The sequence below is a fragment of the Trinickia sp. genome (assembly GCF_057351765.1).
In genome coordinates this window covers 1-21,091 of the sequence record NZ_JBMRBK010000091.1, presented here as the reverse complement: position 1 = coordinate 21,091, position 21,091 = coordinate 1, and the positions used below count along the sequence as shown (strand labels likewise).

22 protein-coding genes are annotated in these 21,091 nt (G+C 62.0%); 19 read left to right on the top strand and 3 right to left on the bottom strand.

Translation table 11 applies throughout. From position 1 onward, the window contains the following. The first annotated feature begins 26 nt into the window (after positions 1 to 26). The 3 genes from ACO1XS_RS24580 (at position 27) to gltA (ending at position 2,371) form a co-directional block, all read left to right on the top strand. Complete coding sequence (locus ACO1XS_RS24580) at positions 27 to 728, top strand: succinate dehydrogenase iron-sulfur subunit (RefSeq protein ID WP_331568630.1); 702 nt, start codon at positions 27 to 29, stop codon at positions 726 to 728. Position 729: 1 nt separating this feature from the next. Further along, complete coding sequence (locus ACO1XS_RS24575) at positions 730 to 1,002, top strand: FAD assembly factor SdhE (RefSeq protein ID WP_173256624.1); 273 nt, start codon at positions 730 to 732, stop codon at positions 1,000 to 1,002. A 67-nt stretch (positions 1,003 to 1,069) separates the two neighbouring features. Beyond that, entirely contained in the window at positions 1,070 to 2,371 is a 1,302-nt protein-coding gene (gene gltA / locus ACO1XS_RS24570) for a citrate synthase (RefSeq protein ID WP_331568632.1), read from the top strand. A gap of 82 nt (positions 2,372 to 2,453) precedes the next feature. On the opposite strand, the gene ACO1XS_RS24565 is transcribed toward gltA, so the two are convergent. Continuing rightward, positions 2,454 to 3,134 (bottom strand): GntR family transcriptional regulator, encoded by a 681-nt coding sequence (locus ACO1XS_RS24565; RefSeq protein ID WP_440563865.1) that lies wholly within the window; start codon positions 3,132 to 3,134, stop codon positions 2,454 to 2,456. Positions 3,135 to 3,379: 245 nt separating this feature from the next. Between ACO1XS_RS24565 and ACO1XS_RS24560 the strand changes: the two genes are divergently transcribed. The 16 genes from ACO1XS_RS24560 (at position 3,380) to ACO1XS_RS24485 (ending at position 19,824) form a co-directional block, all read left to right on the top strand. Continuing rightward, positions 3,380 to 3,967, top strand: a complete 588-nt coding sequence (locus tag ACO1XS_RS24560) for an amino acid synthesis family protein (RefSeq protein WP_481578699.1) — start codon at positions 3,380 to 3,382, stop codon at positions 3,965 to 3,967. Further along, complete coding sequence (locus tag ACO1XS_RS24555; protein WP_331568638.1) at positions 3,957 to 4,838, top strand: alpha/beta fold hydrolase; 882 nt, start codon at positions 3,957 to 3,959, stop codon at positions 4,836 to 4,838. Before ACO1XS_RS24560 ends, ACO1XS_RS24555 begins: the two co-directional genes overlap by 11 nt. Then, complete coding sequence (locus ACO1XS_RS24550; RefSeq protein WP_331568640.1) at positions 4,835 to 5,791, top strand: flavin reductase family protein; 957 nt, start codon at positions 4,835 to 4,837, stop codon at positions 5,789 to 5,791. Before ACO1XS_RS24555 ends, ACO1XS_RS24550 begins: the two co-directional genes overlap by 4 nt. A 46-nt stretch (positions 5,792 to 5,837) precedes the next feature. Then, a complete protein-coding gene (locus ACO1XS_RS24545; protein ID WP_486391920.1) occupies positions 5,838 to 6,884 on the top strand; it encodes an LLM class flavin-dependent oxidoreductase in 1,047 nt (348 codons plus the stop codon). Between the two features lie 48 nt (positions 6,885 to 6,932). Next, positions 6,933 to 8,405: an aldehyde dehydrogenase gene (locus tag ACO1XS_RS24540; protein ID WP_486391919.1), complete on the top strand. Its 1,473-nt coding sequence runs from the start codon at positions 6,933 to 6,935 to the stop codon at positions 8,403 to 8,405. A gap of 19 nt (positions 8,406 to 8,424) precedes the next feature. Then, positions 8,425 to 8,739, top strand: a complete 315-nt coding sequence (locus ACO1XS_RS24535) for an NIPSNAP family protein (protein WP_331568646.1) — start codon at positions 8,425 to 8,427, stop codon at positions 8,737 to 8,739. Positions 8,740 to 8,837: 98 nt separating this feature from the next. After that, the gene (locus ACO1XS_RS24530; protein ID WP_486391918.1) at positions 8,838 to 9,866 is read left to right on the top strand and encodes an ABC transporter substrate-binding protein; all 1,029 of its coding nucleotides are present in this window, start codon (positions 8,838 to 8,840) and stop codon (positions 9,864 to 9,866) included. A 39-nt stretch (positions 9,867 to 9,905) separates the two neighbouring features. Next, positions 9,906 to 10,787, top strand: a complete 882-nt coding sequence (locus tag ACO1XS_RS24525; protein WP_486391917.1) for an ABC transporter permease — start codon at positions 9,906 to 9,908, stop codon at positions 10,785 to 10,787. 1 nt (position 10,788) lies between these two features. Further along, the gene (locus ACO1XS_RS24520; RefSeq protein WP_486391916.1) at positions 10,789 to 11,583 is read left to right on the top strand and encodes an ABC transporter permease; all 795 of its coding nucleotides are present in this window, start codon (positions 10,789 to 10,791) and stop codon (positions 11,581 to 11,583) included. 15 nt (positions 11,584 to 11,598) lie between these two features. Then, entirely contained in the window at positions 11,599 to 12,690 is a 1,092-nt protein-coding gene (locus tag ACO1XS_RS24515) for an ABC transporter ATP-binding protein (RefSeq protein ID WP_486391915.1), read from the top strand. Between the two features lie 5 nt (positions 12,691 to 12,695). Continuing rightward, on the top strand, positions 12,696 to 13,397 hold the full coding sequence (locus ACO1XS_RS24510; protein WP_331568656.1) for a GntR family transcriptional regulator: 702 nt from the start codon (positions 12,696 to 12,698) through the stop codon (positions 13,395 to 13,397). A gap of 9 nt (positions 13,398 to 13,406) precedes the next feature. Beyond that, on the top strand, positions 13,407 to 14,867 hold the full coding sequence (locus tag ACO1XS_RS24505; RefSeq protein WP_331568658.1) for an NAD-dependent succinate-semialdehyde dehydrogenase: 1,461 nt from the start codon (positions 13,407 to 13,409) through the stop codon (positions 14,865 to 14,867). A 113-nt stretch (positions 14,868 to 14,980) separates the two neighbouring features. Then, positions 14,981 to 16,147, top strand: a complete 1,167-nt coding sequence (locus ACO1XS_RS24500) for a porin (RefSeq protein ID WP_486391914.1) — start codon at positions 14,981 to 14,983, stop codon at positions 16,145 to 16,147. 191 nt (positions 16,148 to 16,338) lie between these two features. Then, positions 16,339 to 17,598: an NAD(P)/FAD-dependent oxidoreductase gene (locus ACO1XS_RS24495; protein WP_486391913.1), complete on the top strand. Its 1,260-nt coding sequence runs from the start codon at positions 16,339 to 16,341 to the stop codon at positions 17,596 to 17,598. Between the two features lie 54 nt (positions 17,599 to 17,652). Then, positions 17,653 to 18,597, top strand: a complete 945-nt coding sequence (gene lhpI, locus ACO1XS_RS24490) for a bifunctional Delta(1)-pyrroline-2-carboxylate/Delta(1)-piperideine-2-carboxylate reductase (RefSeq protein ID WP_486391912.1) — start codon at positions 17,653 to 17,655, stop codon at positions 18,595 to 18,597. Between the two features lie 87 nt (positions 18,598 to 18,684). Then, positions 18,685 to 19,824 carry a branched-chain amino acid ABC transporter substrate-binding protein gene (locus ACO1XS_RS24485; protein ID WP_486391911.1) on the top strand — a complete coding sequence of 380 codons (1,140 nt, stop codon included), beginning with the start codon at positions 18,685 to 18,687 and terminating at the stop codon, positions 19,822 to 19,824. Between the two features lie 96 nt (positions 19,825 to 19,920). On the opposite strand, the gene ACO1XS_RS24480 is transcribed toward ACO1XS_RS24485, so the two are convergent. Further along, positions 19,921 to 20,538 (bottom strand): helix-turn-helix domain-containing protein, encoded by a 618-nt coding sequence (locus tag ACO1XS_RS24480; RefSeq protein WP_331571130.1) that lies wholly within the window; start codon positions 20,536 to 20,538, stop codon positions 19,921 to 19,923. Positions 20,539 to 20,640: 102 nt separating this feature from the next. Continuing rightward, positions 20,641 to 21,091: cytochrome P450 (locus tag ACO1XS_RS24475; RefSeq protein ID WP_486391910.1), on the bottom strand; the 451-nt coding region annotated here is incomplete at its 5' end.

Here is a 21,091-nt window from a genome sequence, read left to right as displayed (position 1 = left end):
GCGGCCCATTCCAAGGACAGCTGAAAATGGCAAAACGAATTTTCGAAATCTACCGCTACGACCCCGATAAGGATGCGGCGCCGCGCATGCAGACGTACGAGCTCGAACTCGAGCATGAGCGGATGCTGCTCGATGCGCTCGTCAAGCTGAAGGCCGTCGACGAAACGCTGTCGTTCCGTCGCTCGTGCCGCGAAGGCGTCTGCGGCTCGGACGCAATGAACATCAACGGCAAGAACGGTCTGGCGTGCTTGACCAACCTGAACGACCTGCCGCAGAAGATCGTGCTGCGCCCGTTGCCCGGCCTGCCCGTGGTGCGCGATCTGATCTGCGATTTCACGCAGTTCTTCAATCAATACCACTCGATCAAGCCGTACCTCATCAACGACACGCCGCCGCCCGAGAAAGAGCGTCTGCAATCGCCTGAGGAACGTGACGAACTCGATGGGCTGTATGAGTGTATCTTGTGTGCGAGTTGCTCCACCTCGTGCCCGAGCTTCTGGTGGAATCCGGACAAGTTCGTCGGCCCGGCGGGGCTCTTGCAGGCGTACCGCTTCATTGCGGACAGCCGCGACGAGGCGACGGGCGAGCGGCTCGACAATCTGGAAGATCCGTACCGTCTGTTCCGTTGCCATACGATCATGAACTGCGTCGACGTGTGCCCGAAGGGCCTCAATCCGACGAAGGCGATCGGCAAGATCAAGGAATTGATGGTCCGTCGTACCGTTTGAGATGGAAGACACCGCGCATCAATCCGACCCGTTGCGCCGCGCGCGCCTGCGCTGGCGCGCGCGGCGGGGTCTGCTGGAAAACGATCTTATCTTCGAGCGTTTTTTCAGCCGTTACGAGCAGAGCCTCAGCGACGACGACGTGGGTGCCTTGACGCGCCTGTTCGAGCTGAGCGACAACGACCTGATGGACTTGCTTCTCGCCCGCAAGGAACCGGAAGGCGAACTTTCCGACCCGGCTGTCGTCCGGGTGCTGGGGCTTTTGCGCGCTGTGTGAGCGTCGCAGCTGTGGGGCGCCGCGCGCGCATGATCGGAAAACCGTTCCAACTTCGATTGAGGATGCCATGACTCCGTCAGATGTTAAAGCCACGCTATCGTTCAGCGATAATTCGCCGAGCGTCGAATTGCCGATTTACAAGGGCACGATGGGCCCCGACGTGATCGACATCCGCAAACTGTACGGTCAGACCGGCAAATTCACGTACGACCCGGGCTTCATGTCGACGGCATCGTGCAATTCGGCCATTACGTACATCGACGGCGACAAGGGCGAACTGCTCTATCGCGGCTATCCGATCGACGAGCTTGCGCAAGTCGCGGATTTCCCCGAGACATGCTATTTGCTGCTGAAAGGCGAGCTGCCGACCAAGGCGCAGAAGGCCGAATTCGTGGGCACCGTCACGCGTCACACGATGGTGCACGAGCAGATGCAGTTCTTCTTCCGCGGGTTCCGTCGCGACTCGCATCCGATGTCGATTCTCGTCGCATCGGTTGGCGCGCTGTCGGCGTTCTACCACGACTCGCTCGACATCACGAATCCGCATCATCGCGACGTATCGGCGATCCGTATGATCGCCAAGCTGCCGACGCTCGTGGCCATGGCCTACAAGTACAGCATCGGTCAGCCGTTCGTCTATCCGAAGAACGACCTCTCGTACAGCGCGAACTTCATGCGGATGATGTTCTCGAACCCGTGCGAGGAGTACAAGATCAACGACGTGCTGGTGCGCGCGCTCGATCGGATCCTGATCCTCCATGCGGATCACGAGCAGAATGCATCGACTTCGACGGTGCGTCTGGCAGGTTCTTCCGGTGCCAACCCGTTCGCATGTATCGCGGCCGGTATCGCTTGTCTGTGGGGCCCGGCGCATGGCGGCGCGAACGAAGCCGCGCTGAACATGCTCGAGCAAATCGGCTCGCCCGACAACATCCCCGAGTTCATCAAGCAGGTGAAGGACAAGAATTCGGGCGTGAAGCTGATGGGCTTCGGCCACCGCGTCTACAAGAACTACGACCCGCGTGCGAAGCTGATGCGCGAGACGTGCCACGAAGTGCTCGAAGAGCTGGGCCTGCATGACGATCCGCTCTTCAAGCTGGCGATGCAGCTCGAGAAGATCGCGCTCGAGGATGAATACTTCGTCTCGCGCAAGCTTTACCCGAACGTCGACTTCTATTCGGGTATCGTGCAGCGCGCGCTCGGCATCCCGACGTCGATGTTCACCTGCATCTTCGCAATGGCCCGTACGGTCGGCTGGATCGCTCAGTGGAACGAAATGATTTCGGAGGCCGAACAGAAGATCGGTCGTCCGCGTCAGCTCTTCATCGGTGAAGGCCCGCGCGAAGCGAAGCCGATCGATAAGCGTTGATCGAGCAATCTTGGCGGAGCCGTTCTTGCGACGGCTCCAGCGGCGCCCCGGCGAGTTCTTCGGCCGGGGCGTTTTGTTTTTGTCAGGCGCTGGCTTCTTCCTGTTGGGCGAGCGCGCTCAAGGCAAGCTCGGACACCCGTTTGATATGCGCGCACGATGCGGCCGAGGCGGCCTTCGCATCGCGGCGTTCGATTGCGTCGAGCAGTGCGTTCATTTCACGATTCGATTCGTCCTTGCGGCCCGGCGTTGCGATGGTCAATGCCCTGAGCCGATTGATCCGCGCATTCAGCGATTTGACGACGCTTAGCGATACGAGCTTGCCGGCGCCTTCGAACATCGCGTCGTAGAACTGCTCGGTGTGTTCGAGCACGCGCGGAACGTCGCCCGAGGCGAATGCGGCTTCGATCATGCGGCGGGTATCGCGCAGCCGCGCGACGAGGGCAGGTGTGGCGCGCTCGGCGCACGCGGCGGCCGCATGCGCCTCGAGCAGGCTCCGCAGTTCGTAGATCTCACCCACTTGGCTCGGATCGAGCCTTGCCACGATCGGCCCGTGCCGCGCAACGATTTCGACCAGGCCTTCGGTTTCGAGGTGTCGAAGCACTTCGCGCACCACGGTCCGGCTCACGCCGAGTTCTTCACAAAGCGTTCGCTCGACCAGGCGCGCGCCAGGCTTGAAGTAGCCTTGGACGATCGCGCCGCGCAGCTTGTCGAGCGTGAGCTCTCTCAGGGTTTTGGTCGTTCGGTCGATTTTCAGATCTGACATGGTGCGTAACGGGTGGACGGTCTTCTGCGCGCTGCGTACCGGATAGCCCGCGGCGGCACGTTGGCATTCCGTATTATTACTTAACTTCCCCGCCCGGCGGCGTTCCACGCCAACCCCTCCGCTCCCGAATCGCGCCTCGATATCATGGTATTCCATGATATCGGTGCTCTCGTTCACGCCATAAGATGGTATACCATAATCTCAGTCAACGACGCCCAGGGCCTTTGCCCCGGCAGGAGAACGCTATGAAGCTCGAAGTGCGCAAGGTGGTCACCACGATCGAAGAAACGCTTATCGAAGGCGGCAAGACGGCGGCTCGACCGCTGAAGTTATTTGGTGTTGCGGCTGTACTGCGCAACCCGTGGGCGGGTCGAGGCTTCGTCGAGGATTTGAAGCCGGAGATTCAAGCGCTCGCGCCGCAACTCGGCGAGCTATTGACGGCGGAGATTTTGCGCATCGCCGGATCTGGCGACGCAGTAGAAGGCTATGGCAAGGCGGCTGTCGTCGGTACTTCCGGCGAGCTCGAACACGCTTCGGCGCTGATCCACACGCTGCGATTCGGCAACCACTACCGGCAGGCAGTCGGAGCGAAGAGCTACCTGAGCTTCACGAACCTGCGCGGCGGCCCCAACTGCCCGATTTCGATTCCGCTGATGCACAAGCATGACGAAGGTATGCGTTCGCACTACCTGACCGTTCAATTCTCGATTTGTGATGCCCCCGCGCACGACGAACTCGTCGTCGCGTTGGGCGCCTCCATTGGCGGACGGCCGCACCATCGCATCGGCGATCGCTATCAGGACTTGAAGGAGCTCGAGTCCAATGAAGATTGAACGTGCGCTCGAGTGCGCCACGACGAGCGGCATCGCAGCGAATACGAGCTACAGCATTTATTCGCCGCAGACCGGCGATGCGTGCGAAACGGTGGTGCTGATTCATGGTGTGGGCATGAACCGCAGCGTATGGGCGCCGCAGATCGACGCGCTGACCGCGCATTATCAGGTCATCGCGTACGACATGCTCGGCCATGGCGACAGCGCGTTGCCGACGGCCGAGCCGACGCTTGACCAGTACGCGTCGCAACTCGAGGCGCTGCTCGACGCACTGCGGATCGAGCGCACGCATATAGTCGGTCACTCGATGGGCGCGCTCGTCGCAATTGAATTCGCGCTCGCGCATCCGTTGCGTACACGCAGCGTCGCCGCCCTGAACGCTGTCTACGATCGCTCGCCCGGGCAACGCGAAGCGGTCATGAGCCGCGCAGCAAATCTCGGCGATGCGCCGCAGGATGCGGGTATCGATGCCACACTCGCTCGCTGGTTCGGCGATCCGGTGCCGGCTCATCTGACGAAAGCGGCGCAGGCCGTGCGGGCGTTATTGCTGTCGGTCGACCCGGTCGGCTATGCGCGCACCTATCGTCTATTCGCGCGGTCGGACGACGCGCACGTCGGGCGGCTCGCCGGCCTTGCCGTGCCCGCGCTTTTCCTGACCGGGGAATGCGACGCGAATTCGAATCCGGCGATGTCGCTGGCGATGGCAGCTGCGGCGCCGTTCGGCCGCGCCCAGATCATCGCGAATGAACGTCATATGATGAACGTGACCGATCCGGCGCAAGTGAACGAACGGTTGCTCGAATTCCTGCGGGACGCTTCCGAAGCAAGCGCGACCGCCGATCGGCGCAATGGGCCGGGGAGGGTGCAATGACTGAGTCGATCAACGCCCAGGCGATCGATATCGCCGAATTTCGCCGCGCACTCGGTGCGTTCGTGACGGGTGTCACCGTCGTGACGACGGTTCAGCCGGACGGCTCTCCGCGCGGGTTCACCGCCAACTCGTTCACGTCGGTGTCGCTCGATCCCCCGCTGATTCTCGTTTGTATCGCGAAAACGGCATCGAGCTACGCGGTGTTTTCGCAGACGCGCCATTTTGCGGTGAGCGTTCTCGCCGAGGACCAGAAGGCCGTATCCGGAGTGTTCGCCTCGAAGGCGCCGGACAAGTTCGCGCAAGTGGTATGGCACGCCCGTGTCACGGGTGCGCCCGTGATGGACGGCGCGGCGGCGAGCTTCGATTGCGCGACGCACGATGTCGTCGACGCGGGCGATCACATCATTCTGATTGGTCGCGTCGTCGACTTCCTTCACACGGCGTCGTCGCCGCTCGGTTACTGCCGCGGTGCCTATGTGAACTTCAGTCTGTCGCTCGACGCTCTGGCCGCCGCGGGGCCGAGCGCACGAGTCGGAGCGATTCTCGAGCACCGGGACGGTTTGGTGTTGCTCGATACGCCGGAAGGTTTGCGTTTGCCGACGGGCGTCAAGCTCGAACCGGAAAGCGATCCTCGCAGTCTGCAGGGCGTATTGGCAAAGCTCGGTCTAAAAGCCCATCTGGACTTCCTTTTCGCGGTGTTCGAGGCAAAAGGCGGCCCGACCCCAGGTGTGCAGATCTACTACCGTGGCCGCGTGAAAAACGACATCGTGCCGCAATCGGGCGGTGCCATGCGCATCGTGCCGTTGACGCAGATACCGTGGGACGCTTTTCGCGACGATGCCGTGCGTTCGATGCTCGAGCGCTACGTGCGCGAGCGTAGCGAGGATGCGTTCGGCATCTACGTTGGCGATACGGAAGCGGGTACGGTGCAACCGCTCGCGCCGACGCACTGAATCGGCTTACAGATAAGGATCGCTGCGAGGCGATAGGAGACAAGTCATGAAGTTTTCGTTGTTCCTGCATATGGAGCGGTACGACACGAAGACGTCGCATCGCGAACTGTTCGACCAGCTGACCGAGCTCGTGCAGATCGCCGAGCGCGGCGGGTTCGAGACAGCGTGGATCGGTGAGCACCATGCGATGGAGTTCACGATCGCGCCGAATCCGTTCGTCAATCTGTCGTATCTCGCCGCGAAAACCGAGCACATCCGTTTGGGCACCGGCACCGTGATCGCGCCGTTCTGGCATCCGATTGCGCTGGCGGGTGAAGCGGGCATGGTCGATGTCGCGAGCAACGGCCGGCTCGACCTCGGCATTGCGCGTGGGGCATATTCGTTCGAATACGAGCGCCTTTTGCCGGGGCTCGATGCGATGAGCGCCGGCGCGAGAATGCGTGAGCTCGTGCCGGCCTTGCGCAAGCTTTTCCAGGGCGACTGCGCGCATCGCGGCGAATTCTGGTCGTGGCCCGCGACAACGCCGGTTCCGCGCCCCATTCAGCAGCCGCATCCGCCGATGTGGCTCGCCGCACGCGATCCGAACTCGCATGCATTCGCTGTGGCGAACGGCTGCAACGTGCAGGTGACATCGCTGGCGGCGGGCGACGCCGAAGTCGCGAGCCTGATGGAGCGTTTCAATGCGGCGTGCGCCGCGCATCCGGAGGTGCCGCGCCCGAAGGTCATGATGCTGATGCATACGTTCGTCGGGGCGAACGCTGCCGAAGTCGATGCAGCAGTGGAGGACCTGGCGCGCTTTTATCGGTACTTCAGCAAGTGGTTCAAGAACGAACGCCCGATCGAGCAAGGATTCATCGAGCCGCTCACGGAGGCCGACGTCGAGATGTTCCCGCAGTACTCGCCCGAAGCGATACGGAAGAATCTCGTCATTGGGCAGCCGAGTCAGGTGATCGATCGGTTGAAGCGCTACGAGGAACTGGGCTACGACCAATACAGCTTCTGGCTCGATAGCCATATGAGCTTCGAGCGCAAGCGCAAGTCGCTGGAGCTGTTCATTTCCGAAGTCATGCCCGCGTTCGGCGGCGTGCGCTGATTGAATGACTGACGCTTTCAGCCCACTTCATTGAAGGAGCGGATCGACATGTCTCAACGGTTTCAGCAGTACATCGACGGCGCGTTCGAGGATGCCGCCGAGCATTTCGACAGCATCGATCCGTCGTCCGGCCGCGTCTGGGCGCAGATGCCGGCGGCGAGCGCGCAGGACGTGGACCGTGCGGTGCATGCCGCGCATCGTGCGCTCAATGATCCGGCATGGGCCAATCTCACGGCGAGCGCGCGCGGCAAGCTTTTGTACCGGCTCGCCGAGCTGATCGAACAGCACGCGCCGCGCCTTGCAGAACTCGAAACGCGCGACACCGGCAAAATCATCCGCGAAACGCGAAGCCAGATCGGTTACGTCGCCGAGTACTACCGTTACTACGCCGGCGTGGCCGACAAGATTCAGGGCGCCTGGCTCCCCGTCGATAAACCCGATATGGAAGTGACGCTGCGGCGCGAGCCCGTCGGCGTCGTCGCGGCGATCGTTCCGTGGAATTCGCAACTGTTCCTCTCGGCTGTCAAGGTCGGGCCCGCGCTCGCCGCCGGCTGCACGGTCGTACTCAAGGCGTCCGAAGACGGCCCGGCGCCGTTGCTCGAATTTGCGCGGCTCGTGCATGAAGCCGGCTTTCCAAATGGCGTCGTCAACGTCGTGACCGGCTTCGGCAATGAATGTGGGCGCACGCTGACGAGCCATCCGCTCGTCTCGCGCATCGCATTCACGGGTGGACCGGAAACCGCGCGCCACGTCGTGCGCAATTCGGCCGACAACCTCGCGGCCATGTCGCTCGAACTGGGCGGCAAGTCGCCCGTGCTGGTGTTCGACGATGCCGATCTCGACAGCACCTGCAATGCCGTCGTCGCAGGCATTTTCGCGGCGACGGGGCAAAGCTGCGTGGCCGGTTCGCGCCTCGTCGTGCAACGCGGCATTCACGATGCGCTCGTCGAGCGCTTGATCGCTCGCGCACGCGCGATCCGGATCGGCGACCCGCTGGATACGGCAACCGAGATGGGACCGCTCGCGACGCGTCGGCAACTGGACCACATCGAGCAAGTATTGCTCGCGAGCGTCGAGGCCGGCGGCCGCGTCGTAGTCGGGGGCTCGCGGCCGGTGGGTTTCGACGATGGCCACTACTTTCTGCCGACGATCGTCGATTGTCCGCATGCGCAGGTGCCCAGCGTCATGGAAGAACTCTTCGGCCCGGTGCTCAGCGTCGTGACGTTCGATACCGAAGCCGAAGCCATTGCGCTCGCGAACGATACGCGCTATGGGCTCGCATCGGGTGTGTTCACGCGGGACCTCACGCGCGCGCATCGGCTGACCCGCGCGTTGCGCGCGGGCATCGTATGGGTCAATACATACCGCGCGGTGTCACCGATCGTGCCGTTCGGCGGATATGGCCTCAGCGGTCTCGGACGCGAGGGCGGCCTCGAAGCCGTGCTCGAGTACACGCGTACGAAGTCGGTCTGGATTCGCACGTCGGACGAGCCGATCGCCGATCCGTTCGTGATGCGTTGAGAGAAAGGGGGAGAAACGCATGTTTTATGAAGTTCGCACGTATCGCATCAAGACGGGAGCCGTGCCTGCTTATCTGAAGCTCGTCGAGGAGGAGGGCATCGAACTGCAGAGGCGCTATCTAGGCCAATTGGTCGGCTATTTCTACTCGGAGATCGGACCGCTGAATCAGATCGTTCACATCTGGGCGTACCCGAGCCTGGACGAACGTGAACGCCGGCGGGCTGCGCTCGCGGAGGACGCGGCCTGGCGCGCCTTCGCGCCGAAGATTCAGGCGCTGATGGAAGAGATGGAAAGCAAGATCATGAAGCCGGCGTCTTTCTCGCCGCTTCAATGAGCGTCGATGGGATTTGGCGGTATCGCGGTTAGACGATTCAAAAACTATGGGATCGGAGTCAGTGCTCCAGCACTCGCTCCATTCGACAGGAGACAAGCATGAGCAGCAGGAGCGTTTTTTTCACGGCAGCGACGATCGCATGCGCGGCGACCCTCATGACGGCCAGCGTGCGTGCGGCCGACCCGATCGTATTCACGAGCTGGGGCGGCACGACGCAGTCCTCCCAGGAAAAGGACTGGGCGCAGCCGTTCACGAAGGCCACGGGCATCAACGTGCTGATGGACGGTCCCACCGACTATGGCAAGCTCAAGGCAATGGTCGATAGCGGCAACGTGAACTGGGACGTTGTCGACGTGGAAGGCGATTTCGCCTATGCCGCGCAAAAAGCGGGGCTCATCGAGCCGATCGACTTTTCCGTCGTCAAGAAAGACGATCTCGATCCGCGCTTTACCTCCCCGGACGCCGTCGGGAGTTTCTACTATTCGTTCGTGCTCGGCTACAACAAGTCGAAGTTCACGGGGGTCCAACCGTCCACGTGGGCCGATCTGTTCGATACGAAGCGCTTCCCCGGCAAGCGCACGCTTTATAAATGGTCCGCTCCGGGCGTGCTCGAAATTGCGTTGCTTGCCGATGGCGTGCCGCCGAACAAGCTCTATCCGCTCGATCTCGACCGCGCGTTCAAGAAGCTCGACACGATCAAGAGCAGCATCGTCTGGTGGAGCGGCGGCGCGCAGTCGCAGCAGTTGCTCGCATCCGGGGAGGCGCCCATCGGCATGTTCTGGAACGGTCGCCTGCATGCGCTCGAACAGACGGGCGTACCCGTCGGCATCTCGTGGAATCAGAACCTGACGGCTGCCGACATGCTCGTGATCCCGAAAGGCGCCAAGCATCGTGCCGAGGCGATGAAGTACCTCGCCGCCGCGACGAGCGCTCAGGCGCAGGCCAAGTTCGCGGCGGATACGGGCTACGCGCCGATCAACGTGAAAGCGCCCGCGTTGATGCCCGCCGCCGTCGCCAAGACGCTGCCGGACCAGTACAAGTCCTCGCAGATCGATCTCGATATGAAGTACTGGGCCGAGAACCGCGACGCCATTGCCAAGCGATGGTACGCATGGCAATCGAAGTAAGCCTGCGCGAGCGCTTGGAAGTCTCGATTGGGAGTCAACATGCCTGACGTTTTGAGTACCGTTGCGCATCCGGCGACGACGCCCACGCGTCGGCGGCGCGATTGGCGCAGCCTCCGTCTGCTGATGCCTGCGCTGCTGCTGCTCGTGATTTTCTTTTTGCTGCCGGTGCTGTCTCTGCTGTTGCGCAGCGTGCTCGAACCGACTCCCGGTCTGCACAACTACGCGCAGCTCCTCGGTTCGACGACGTACCTGCGCGTATTCGGCAATACGTTCCTCGTTGCGACGGTGGTGACCGTGGTGACTGTCGCGATCGGATTCCCGACTGCGTGGTTGCTGGCCATCGCGCCGCGCAGGGTGAGCTCGGTGCTGTTCGCCATTTTGCTGCTCTCGATGTGGACCAATCTGCTTGCGCGCACGTTCGCATGGATGGTGCTGCTGCAAGCGACGGGGCCGATCAACCGGGTGCTGATGGCACTCGGGTTGATCAGCGAGCCGCTTGCGCTGGTCAACAACCTGATCGGCGTGACGATCGGCATGACCTACATCATGCTGCCGTTCCTCGTCATGCCGCTGCATGCCACGTTGCGCAGTATCGATGCGTCGACGCTGCGCGCGGCGGCGATCTGCGGTGCGAGCCGCTGGCAGGCGTTCTGGCGCGTACTGGTGCCGCTCGCGATGCCGGGCGTTGCATCGGGGGCTCTGATGGTGTTCGTCATGGCGCTCGGCTATTTCGTCACGCCGGCGCTACTGGGCGGACCCTCGTACATGATGCTGGCGGAGCTCATCGCGCAACTCGTGCAGGAACTGCTGAACTGGGGGCTTGCCGGTGCTGCGGCACTGGTGCTGCTTGCGGTGACGCTCGGGCTTTACGGGCTGCAACTGCGCTTTACAGGCGGTGCACGCGCGGGACTGGGAGAATGACATGCTTCTAGATTTCGACCGCCTGGGCGCACTGCGCTGGGTATTGACGGCCATCGGCGGAGCAGTCGCCATCTTTTTGCTGCTGCCCATCGCGTTCATCGTCGCGTTGTCGTTCGGCGATTCTCAATGGCTGATCTTTCCACCGCCAGGCTGGACCTTGCAGTGGTATCGCCAGCTCTTCACCGACGCAGGGTGGCTCAGTTCGCTGCTGACGAGCGCGGAGCTGGCAGTCATCGTGACGGCGCTGTCCGTTGCCATCGGTTTGCTCGCCTCGCTTGCGCTGGTACGCGGCAAGTTTCGTGGGCGGGGTGCACTGCAGGCGTTCTTTCTCACGCCGATGGTGCTGCCCGTCGTCGTCCTCGCAGTGGCGTTGTACGCATTCACGTTGCGCATCGGGCTGAACGGCACGATGACGGGTTTCGTGATCGGTCATTTGATCATCGCGCTGCCGTTCTCGATCATTTCGATCGGCAATTCGCTCGCGAGCTTCGATACGGCGCTCGAAGATGCCGCACTGATCTGCGGCGCATCGCCGCTCGAAGTGAAGCTGCGCGTGACGTTGCCGGCGATCAAACTCGGTCTTTTCGCCGCCGCGATCTTCTCGTTCCTCGCATCGTGGGATGAGGTGGTCGTTTCGATCTTCATGGCGAGCCCCACGTTGCAGACGCTGCCGGTGCGAATCTGGACCACGTTGCGACAGGACCTGACACCGGTCGTGGCAGCGGCGTCTTCGCTGCTCGTCGGTCTGACGACGGTATTGATGTTGGCGGGCGCGGTAGTGCGCCGCGCCCGATAAAGAGGTGGATGAGCCATGACTGCTGCATTCTTGCAAATCCAGCGCCTGCGTAAAACGTACGACGATGTCGTCGCCATCGATCAAGTCTCGCTCGATGTGCGCAAGGGCGAATTCATGACGTTTCTCGGGCCCTCGGGCTCGGGCAAGAGCACGACGCTCTACATCGTCGCGGGCTTCCAGGAGCCGAGCGAGGGCCGCGTGCTGCTCGACGGCAAGCCGTTGCTGTCCGTTGCGCCGAACAAGCGCAATATCGGCATGGTGTTTCAGCGCTATACGCTGTTTCCGCATTTGAGCGTGGGCGAGAACGTCGCGTTCCCGTTGCGCGTACGCGGCCGCCCCGAGCGCGAGGTGAAAGCGAAGATCGATCAGATGCTCCAGCTCGTGCATCTGTCGGAGTGTCGCGACCGCATGCCTGCGCAACTGTCCGGCGGTCAACAGCAACGCGTCGCGATTGCGCGGGCGCTGGCGTACGACCCGCCCGTGCTGCTGATGGACGAGCCGCTCTCCGCACTGGACAAGAAGCTGCGCGAGGAGATTCAACTCGAACTGCGCCGCATCCACCAGGAGACGGGCGTCACGATTCTTTACGTGACGCACGACCAGGAGGAGGCGCTGCGTCTTTCCGACCGTATCGCGGTATTCGACAAAGGGCGAATCGAGCAGGTCGGTACCGGCGAGGAGCTGTATGCCAACCCCGCATCGCGTTTCGTCGCAGGTTTCATCGGCAACTCGAATTTCCTGCCGGTGCGCGTAACGTCGACAGGCGACAGCAGTGCAAGCGGCGTATTCCCGAACGGCCATGCGGTGACGGCCGGCAGCGTCGGGCACCGGCTAGCGGCGGGCGAGGAAGGTACGTTGATGATCCGCCCCGAGCAAATGCGCATTCGCGCGCTGCAAAGCCCTGACGCAGCGGCGGGGTTGCCGGTAACGGTACGCGACATCACCTATCTCGGCGATGCGATGCACTACGCGGTGGCGACGCCGTGGCAGCAGGAGATATCCATTCGGATGCCCGCGAGCCACCGTCATGAGCTTGGATTGTCGATCGGCAATCGAGCGCTCGTCGATTGGGAGGCGCGCGATGTTCGGCTGTTTGCGCAGGCGTGAATGGAATGAGTGACGCGCTTCCTTCGCTGAAAGTCGAGCGGCGGACCACGACGCTGCGCGAACTCGCGCTGAAAAAGATACGCACCGCGATCCTCGATGCGCACTTCGTGCCTGGCGAGCGGCTCGTCGAGCGCTCGCTGTGCGAGGAGCTCGGTGTGAGCCGCACGGTGGTGCGAGAGGTGCTGCGGCATCTGGAGGCCGAGGGGCTCGTCGACTCGATTCCGAATCAAGGACCGATCGTTGCCATGCTCGATTCGGACACGGCGGCGCAAATCTACGAGATTCGCGCGCTGCTGGAAGGCGACGCCGCGATGGAATGCGCACGGCATGCCGATGAGGGCGTGACATCGCGGCTCGCGCAGTGCATCGCGAACATCGGGCGGGCGTTCGAGAGCCATGACTATGCGGCGGTGCGCGAATTCACCACGACGTTCTACGAAGAAATGTTTCATGGCGGCGACCGAACGGTCGCGTGGGAAATCGTGCAGACGTTGAATGCGCGGATCAACCGCTTGCGTGCGATGACGATCGCCTCCGACGACCGCGGCCGGCAGGCCGTGGAGGAAATGAATCGGATACTCGAAGCGATCCGCTCACGCGACCCGCAGCGCGCTCGCGATGCGGCGATGGCCCATGTGGCGCGTGTGGCCGCCATCGCCGAGCAGCTGTTGCGGCAGGGCCACGAACAACTCTTGTGCGAAGGATAGGAACCATTCATGGAACTGAAGGAAGCGTTGAAGGATGTCTCGCTGCTGCGGCATCAGGCCTACGTGGCGGGCGAATGGCGGGCGGCCGATTCGGGCGGGGCATTGGAGGTGTTCGATCCCGCAACGGGCGGCTCGCTGGGTACGGTTCCGAACATGGGTGCGGCAGAAACGGCACGCGCGATCGACGCCGCTCAGGCGGCATGGGACGGCTGGCGAAAGAAAACGGCCAAAGAGCGTGCGGTCGTGCTGCGCCGCTGGTACGAACTCATGATCGAGCACAGCGACGACCTCGCGCTGATTCTGACGACAGAACAGGGCAAGCCGCTGGCCGAGGCCAAAGGCGAGATTGCCTATGCGGCTTCGTTTCTCGAATGGTTTGCGGAAGAGGGCAAGCGCGTGGCCGGCGACACGCTGGCTACGCCTGCTGCCGACAAGCGTCTCGTCGTCGTGAAGGAGCCCATCGGTGTGTGTGCCGCCATTACGCCCTGGAACTTCCCTGCCGCGATGATCACGCGCAAGGTCGGGCCCGCGCTCGCGGCGGGGTGTCCGATCGTCGTCAAGCCGGCGGAGGCGACGCCTTTTTCGGCGCTCGCCATGGCGGTACTCGCCGAGCGCGCCGGCCTGCCCAAGGGCGTGCTGAGCGTCGTCACCGGCGAGCCGAAGGCGATTGGCGCCGAGATGACGCGCAACCCCATCGTTCGGAAGCTGTCGTTCACCGGTTCCACGGCCGTGGGGCGGTTGCTGATGGCACAGAGCGCGCCGACCGTGAAGAAAGTCACGCTCGAACTTGGCGGGAACGCACCGTTCATCGTATTCGACGACGCCGATCTCGACGCCGCCGTCGAGGGTGCAATCGCGTCGAAATACCGCAACAACGGACAGACCTGCGTCTGCACCAATCGCTTTTATGTGCATGAGCGTGTCTACGACGCATTCACGGACAAGCTCGCAACCGCGGTCAACAACCTGAAGGTCGGACGCGGGACGGAAAGCGGCGTCGCGCTCGGTCCGTTGATCAACGAGGCAGCGCTCGAGAAGGTGGAGTCCCATATCGCGGACGCGCTCGCCAAGGGCGCGCGCCTTGTTACCGGCGGCAAACGGCACTCGCTCGGTCATGGCTTCTTCGAGCCGACGGTGTTGACCGATGTGGCTGCAGGGATGGCCGTGGCGAAAGAGGAGACGTTCGGGCCGCTCGCGCCGCTCTTCCGGTTTTCATCCGATGACGAAGTCGTACGCCTGGCCAACGATACGGAGTTCGGTCTTGCCGCCTATTTCTACAGCCGCGATATCGGCCGAGTCTGGCGCGTGGCCGAGGCGCTCGAATACGGGATGGTCGGTATCAACACGGGCCTGATTTCGAACGAAGTCGCGCCGTTCGGCGGCGTGAAGCAATCGGGGCTCGGCCGTGAGGGGTCGCACTACGGCATCGACGACTACATCGTCATCAAATATCTGTGCATGGCTGTTTGATCGGGACGCCGGGACGCGGGGCGCGTCGATCGGCGTCGGCAAAAAGAGAAGTGGCGGTATCTGTAGTGTCGTAGAGGTTCAGCAAAAAAATGGTGGAGAACTTGGAGACTTCGATGAAATCGATTCGTATGAATAAATTAGTAGTCCTAAGTAGTATCTGCGCGGGATTGGGGTGTTTGCCGGGCATGGCCGCCGCGCAATCCTCGGTGACGCTTTACGGTGTCATCGATGAGGGCATCGACTATGTGAACAACAGCGGGGGTCATTCGCTCTGGCGCATGCGCGATGGGACTTTCGACGGCATGTACGGCAGCCGCTGGGGCCTGAAAGGAAGCGAAGATCTGGGCAATGGCTTGAGTGCGATCTTCAAGCTCGAAGCGGGGTTCAGCCTGGAGAACGGGCAGATGCGACAGGGCGGCCGCGAGTTCGGGCGGCAAGCCTATGTCGGGCTTTCCAAGCAGGGGCTCGGTACGGTGACGCTCGGCCGCCAGTACGACTCGGTCGTCGACTACGTTCAGCCGGTGACGGCGGTGGGCCAATTCGGTGGTCCTTTCGTACGGGGCGGCGATATCGACAATACGGATAACTCGTTCCGCGTCGACAACGCGATCAAGTATGCGAGCCCCTCGATCGCGGGCTTTACTTTCGGCGGCATGTATTCGTTCACCAACTCGAACGCCCCGGGCGTGGGGACGACGGGCATGTGGAGCGTGGGTGCGAGCTATGCGCACGCCGGCTTCAACGCGGGCGCGGCGTACTTCTACGCGAAGAATCCGGCGAGCCTCTTCACGGACGGCGATTTCATCGGCAACACGACGGGCGCCGCGATCGGCGCCAGCGGTCCGTTCAGCTACGTCGGTCACCCGCACAACGAGCGGATCATCGGCGTGGGTGCGAACTACACGCTGGGCCCGGCAACGGCGGGCATCGACTATACCAACACGAAATTCGAGGATGCGAACGGCACGACGAGCTCCGTGACGTTCAGCAACTACGAGGTATGGGGCAAGTACAGCTTCACGCCGAGCACGACGTTGGGCGCGGCATACGCCTATACCGATGGCAGGGTGAATTACAACGGCAGCAAGCCCAAATACCATCAATTTTCGTTGATGGGCAGCTATGCGCTCTCCAAGCGCACCACCTTGTACGCGATGGGGGCATTGCAGCAGGCCGCCGGCGATGCTCAGCATGCCGATATCTTCGATTTCTCGATTGCAGATGCCTCGACCACCAAGCGACAACTGATGCTCCGCCTCGGAATGCTGCATCAATTCTGACCGGGTAGCTGCGCCGCCGGGCCCGCCTTCGGGCGGGTCGGGACGGCTCTGGGTTGGGCCCGGACGCCAAGAACGCTCGACGCAACCGGGCGGTATGCTCGTAAATTATCGTATAGGAAAAATACCAGTACGAAAGGCAAAACATTTTCTGTATAGTTCTCGCTAAACCTGCAGTCCCGAGGGCGGATGCGATGGAACATCAGAAGACCGTAATAGTGATTGGGGGCGGGATCGTCGGCCTCAGCTGTGCTTTTTTCGCGAGGCGCGCCGGCTATCGCGTCAAGGTCATCGATCCGGACATCGCCTCGCGGCGCGCCAGCTTCGGCAATGCCGGCATCCTGGCGGTCTGCGAAACGCTTCCGCTCGCCACGCCGGCTTTGCTGCGGCAGTTGCCCTCGTTGCTGCTTTCGCGAGACAGCCCGTTGCAGATTCGCTGGCGCTACCTTCCCGTGGTGATTCCGTGGCTGATTCGCTTCGCGCGGTCCAGCGCGCGCGAGCCGTTCCTTCGCTCGGCAACGGCGCTCAACTCCGTTTTGCAAACAGCGCTCGATGCACATGCCGAATTGGCCGCGGCGTGTTCAGCCACTGAATTGCTGGCACCGACGGGATGGATCAAGGCCTATCAGTCCGACGACGCTTATCGAAGCCAAGGGGACGAGCGTGCTGAACTCGCGGACTGGGGCGTCACGATGCAACCGCTGGACGCTTCGGACATCGACGCGCTCGCCCCAGGGTTCGCGGGCGTATTCGCGAAGGCGACGCTCTTCACCGATTGTCAGCAAGTGAAAAGCCCGGGCGAATATATCGCTCGCATCGCGGATGGCTGTGCGAGGCAAGGCGTGGAGTTCATTCACGATAGCGCCCGCGAGGTCGTTTTCAAGGATGGGCGGTTATCGGCGGTTTGCGTATCCGACGGGCCGATAGAGGGAGACACTTTCATACTCGCCTGCGGCGCATGGTCGAAGGCCCTTGCCGCTGAACTCGGCGATCACGTGCCGCTCGATACCGAGCGCGGTTATCACGTCATGCTCGACACGGGGCACAGCACCTTGCTTCGGTCCCCGCTCTTCTGGCATGAGAAGTCCGTGGTCTTCTCCCAGCTCGACCGCGGTTTGCGGATGACCAGCAGCGTTGAATTTGCGGGACTCGATGCGCCGCCGGCGTATGGAAACATCGACCGCACATTGAATGCCATTCGGAGCATCGTGCCGGCGCTGGCGGAACTACCGGTGGAAGACCGGTGGCTGGGTTTTCGCCCGTCAATGCCGGACTCGGTGCCGGTGATCGGGCCTTCCGCGCATCACCCCAATTGCTTTTTCGCATTCGGGCACGGGCACCTCGGCCTGACACTAGGGCCGCAGACGGGCCGTCTCGTCGCCCAAGCTATTCAAGGCAGAAAGACCGACATCGATCTCGCGCCGTTCTCCCCCTCGAGATTCACATCACGATAATCGAGCGGCGAATCCGTAGCGTCACATCAATCGATCTCATTGGAATTTTTCGACGTGCTCATACTCGACTCTTCGCAAACCGCCAGCCGTCTTCCGTTCGATCGCCTGATCGATGCAATCGACGCCATGTTCGTCGACGGCTGTATCGTGCCTCTTCGCCACAATCACACGATCGATTGCGGGCCGGACGATCCTCCCGGCACACTGCTGCTCATGCCCGCGTGGCAAACGGGCGGGCGCATCGGCATCAAGACGGTATCGGTGTTTCCGTCCAATAGTCGCCGCTCGCTGCCCGGGCTTCACTCCACGTTCATCTTGCTCGACGCGACGACGGGCGTGCCTTTGTCGATGTTGGACGGCGACGTGATTACGTCCCGACGGACGGCGGCGGCTTCCGCGCTCGCCGCGCGTTGGCTCAGCCGGCGCGATTCGGCCCGGCTGCTCGTGGTCGGCTCGGGACGGGTGGGCTCGCTGATTCCGGAGGCTTATACCGCGGTGCGCCCAATCACGGAAGTGATGGTGTGGGACATCAATAGGAAAAGCGCGGAAGCGCTCGCTGGCAGTTTGAACGAACGAGGTTTTTGCGCCCAAGTGGCCGACGATCTCGAAACCGCCGTCCGGCGTGCCGACATCGTCTCTTGTGCGACGCTGTCCACGGAGCCGCTCATCAAAGGCTCGTGGTTGCGCGCGGGAACGCACCTCGACCTCATCGGAGGCTTTACGCCGGCGATGCGCGAATCGGACGACGATTGTTTTGTCGACACATCGGTATTCGTCGATACCGACGAGGCATTGATGAAAGCGGGAGACCTGCTGTCGCCAATGCAGTCGGGAGCGTTCGATAGAGCGTCGATCCGGGCCACGCTTGCACAACTTTGCCGTCGCGAGCATGCGGGACGGCAAAGCCCGGACGAAATCACGGTTTTCAAGGCCGTCGGAACGGCGCTCGAAGACCTTGCCGCTGCATCGCTCGCGTATGACGCATCCGTCGGTGCGTGAGCAGCGCACTCTCGACCCGGCCGACCCGATGAATCCGCAGGGGCTCGGCCAGTCACTTACTTCCAACAAAGTCCAATGGAGACACCTATGTCGGTTCTAAAAAACAGCCGGATCTATGCAATTTTGGTGGCGGTGGGACTCGTCATGACAGGCCCCGCGCATGCTGACGATGTCACGCGTATCGGTGTTGCCGCGCCACTGACCGGAAACAATGCGGCATACGGCAAAGACATCGAAAACGCCGTGAAATTGGCCGTTGCCGAAGCCAACGCCTCGAATATCATCGTTGCGGGCAAGCCGCTCAAGCTCGCCGTTGAGGCGGGGGACGATCAGGCCGATCCGCGAACGGGCGTGCAAGTCGCACAGCAATTGGCGGACAAGGGCGTATCTGTCGTCATTGGGCATTTCAATTCGGGGACGACGATTCCCGCATCGAAGATCTATACGAACGCACACGTTCCGATGATCACGCCTGCCGCCACGAACCCGACGATTACCGAGCAGGGCAGCCAATACGTGTTCAGCATCATTGCGACCGACGCGCAAAACGCTGGCGCCGCGGGCCGCTACGCGGTCGATGTCACGAAGGCCAAACGCATCGCCATCATCGACGACCGGACCGCGTTCGGGCAGGGCGAGGCGGACGAGTTCGTCAAGGCCGTGACGGCTGCGCATGGCAACATCGTCGATCGTCAATACACGAACGACAAGGCAGTCGACTTCAGCGCCCAGCTTACGCACATCAAAGGCCAGAATGCGGACCTGGTGTTTTTTGCGGGGCTCAACCCGCAGGCCGGGATGGTGAAGAAAAAGATGAAGCAGCTCGGAATGCGCGCGCAGTTCGTGGGGGGCGGCGGCGTCGTTGAGCCGACGTTCCTCGAGGTTGCCGGCGCCGATGCACAAGGTGCGATGGCGTGGGAATACGGCACGCCGATCGCAGCGCTTGCACGCGGCAAGGAATTCGAGGCGAAGTACCAGCGGAAATTCGGTACGCCCATGCTCTCGTACGCTCCGTTCGCCTACGATGCAACCTGGGCCGCCGTCAAGGCAATGCAGGCGGCCAATTCGACAAAGCCGGCCGATTTTCTGCCGAAATTGCGCGAGCAGGTCTATGCGGGTATCACCGGCGATATTCAATTCACCGCATCGGGCGCGCTGACCCACCCGTCTACGACGCTGTATGAGGTCGTCGACGGAAAATGGACCTCAGTGAAGACCATCAAATGACTTGGGCGCCACCGGCTTCACGGAGTGGGTGGTGCCGGAGCATTGCTGCCGCGGGCCTCGCGCCCTCGGCGGATTCTCGTTGCGCAGGAACCAGTACTAGTCCAGTGTGACATGCGAACAGACCCAAAGGACTTTCGCGTCCTCGTCGCTTCCCGATATGCAAGCGTGCCCCATCGTGCTGTCGAAATACATGGCATCCCCCTTGTTCAACGTACTGGGCGCATAAAACTCGGTGTTCACGATGACCGTTCCTTCCAGTACATAGAGGAATTCTTCGCCGTCGTGCCGCAGCAGGCTTCGGAATTCTCCGATGCTATGTGCTTTAATCGTCGTAAAAAGTGGCACGAAACGCTTGTCGGCCAAATCTGCGTTGAGCACCTCGTACACGTACTGATTCGTTTCGTGCACGATCCCGCCACCGGCTTTGGTGATGCTTCGTCGTCCTAACGGAACCGGTTTGGGTGTTTGATTGAACAGGTCGCTTACGTCGACGCCGAGCCCGGTCGCGAGCGCCGCGATTTTTTCGTAAGTCGGGGAGAGCTGCCCGTTTTCGATCTTGGACAGCGTCGAAACGGAAATCGACGATCGTTCGCTCAATTGTTGCAGGGTCAAATGCGCATGAGTCCGCAAACGCCGTAGCGTTTGCGCAAGCGTGCCAGTTTGCCTGTTGCGCGCAACTGAAGGCTGCGCCGCTTTATCGCTCGTATCGTTCACTGGTTACGCAGCCCGTCGAAGGCCGATTCGTTTGCCTTCGAAATTGTAGCAAAGCGAAAGATGTTTTCCGATCCGATAAATCATTTGCCCGTCAGATCGCCGCTACCACGCCGCGATAAGCGCACTGACCCCCCGCAGATTGCCGCGTTGATTCCAGCTCAACCGGTCCAGATCAGGTAGTCGAAGATTCGGTAGCCGCTCGAGCAATGCGCCGAGCGCGGACTCGAGTTCGATCAGCGCCAGGCGATATCCGAGGCAATGGTGGATGCCGGCGCCGAATGTTTGCGGGCGCCCCTGCTGCCGATCGAGATCGAGACGATCGGGTTCATCGAACCGGGCCGGATCGCGGTTGGCGGCCCCGAGCATCAGGAACACCATGGTCCCACGCTGCACAATCTCGCCATCGATTTCGACATCCTCCATGGCAGTACGCATGGTCATCTGGACGGAGCCGTCATAACGCGTGCATTCGAGCACGGCATTCGGCATTTTCTCCGGATGCCGCTTAAGCAAATCGAGCTGCTGCGGATTGCGATGCAGCGCGATCAACGCG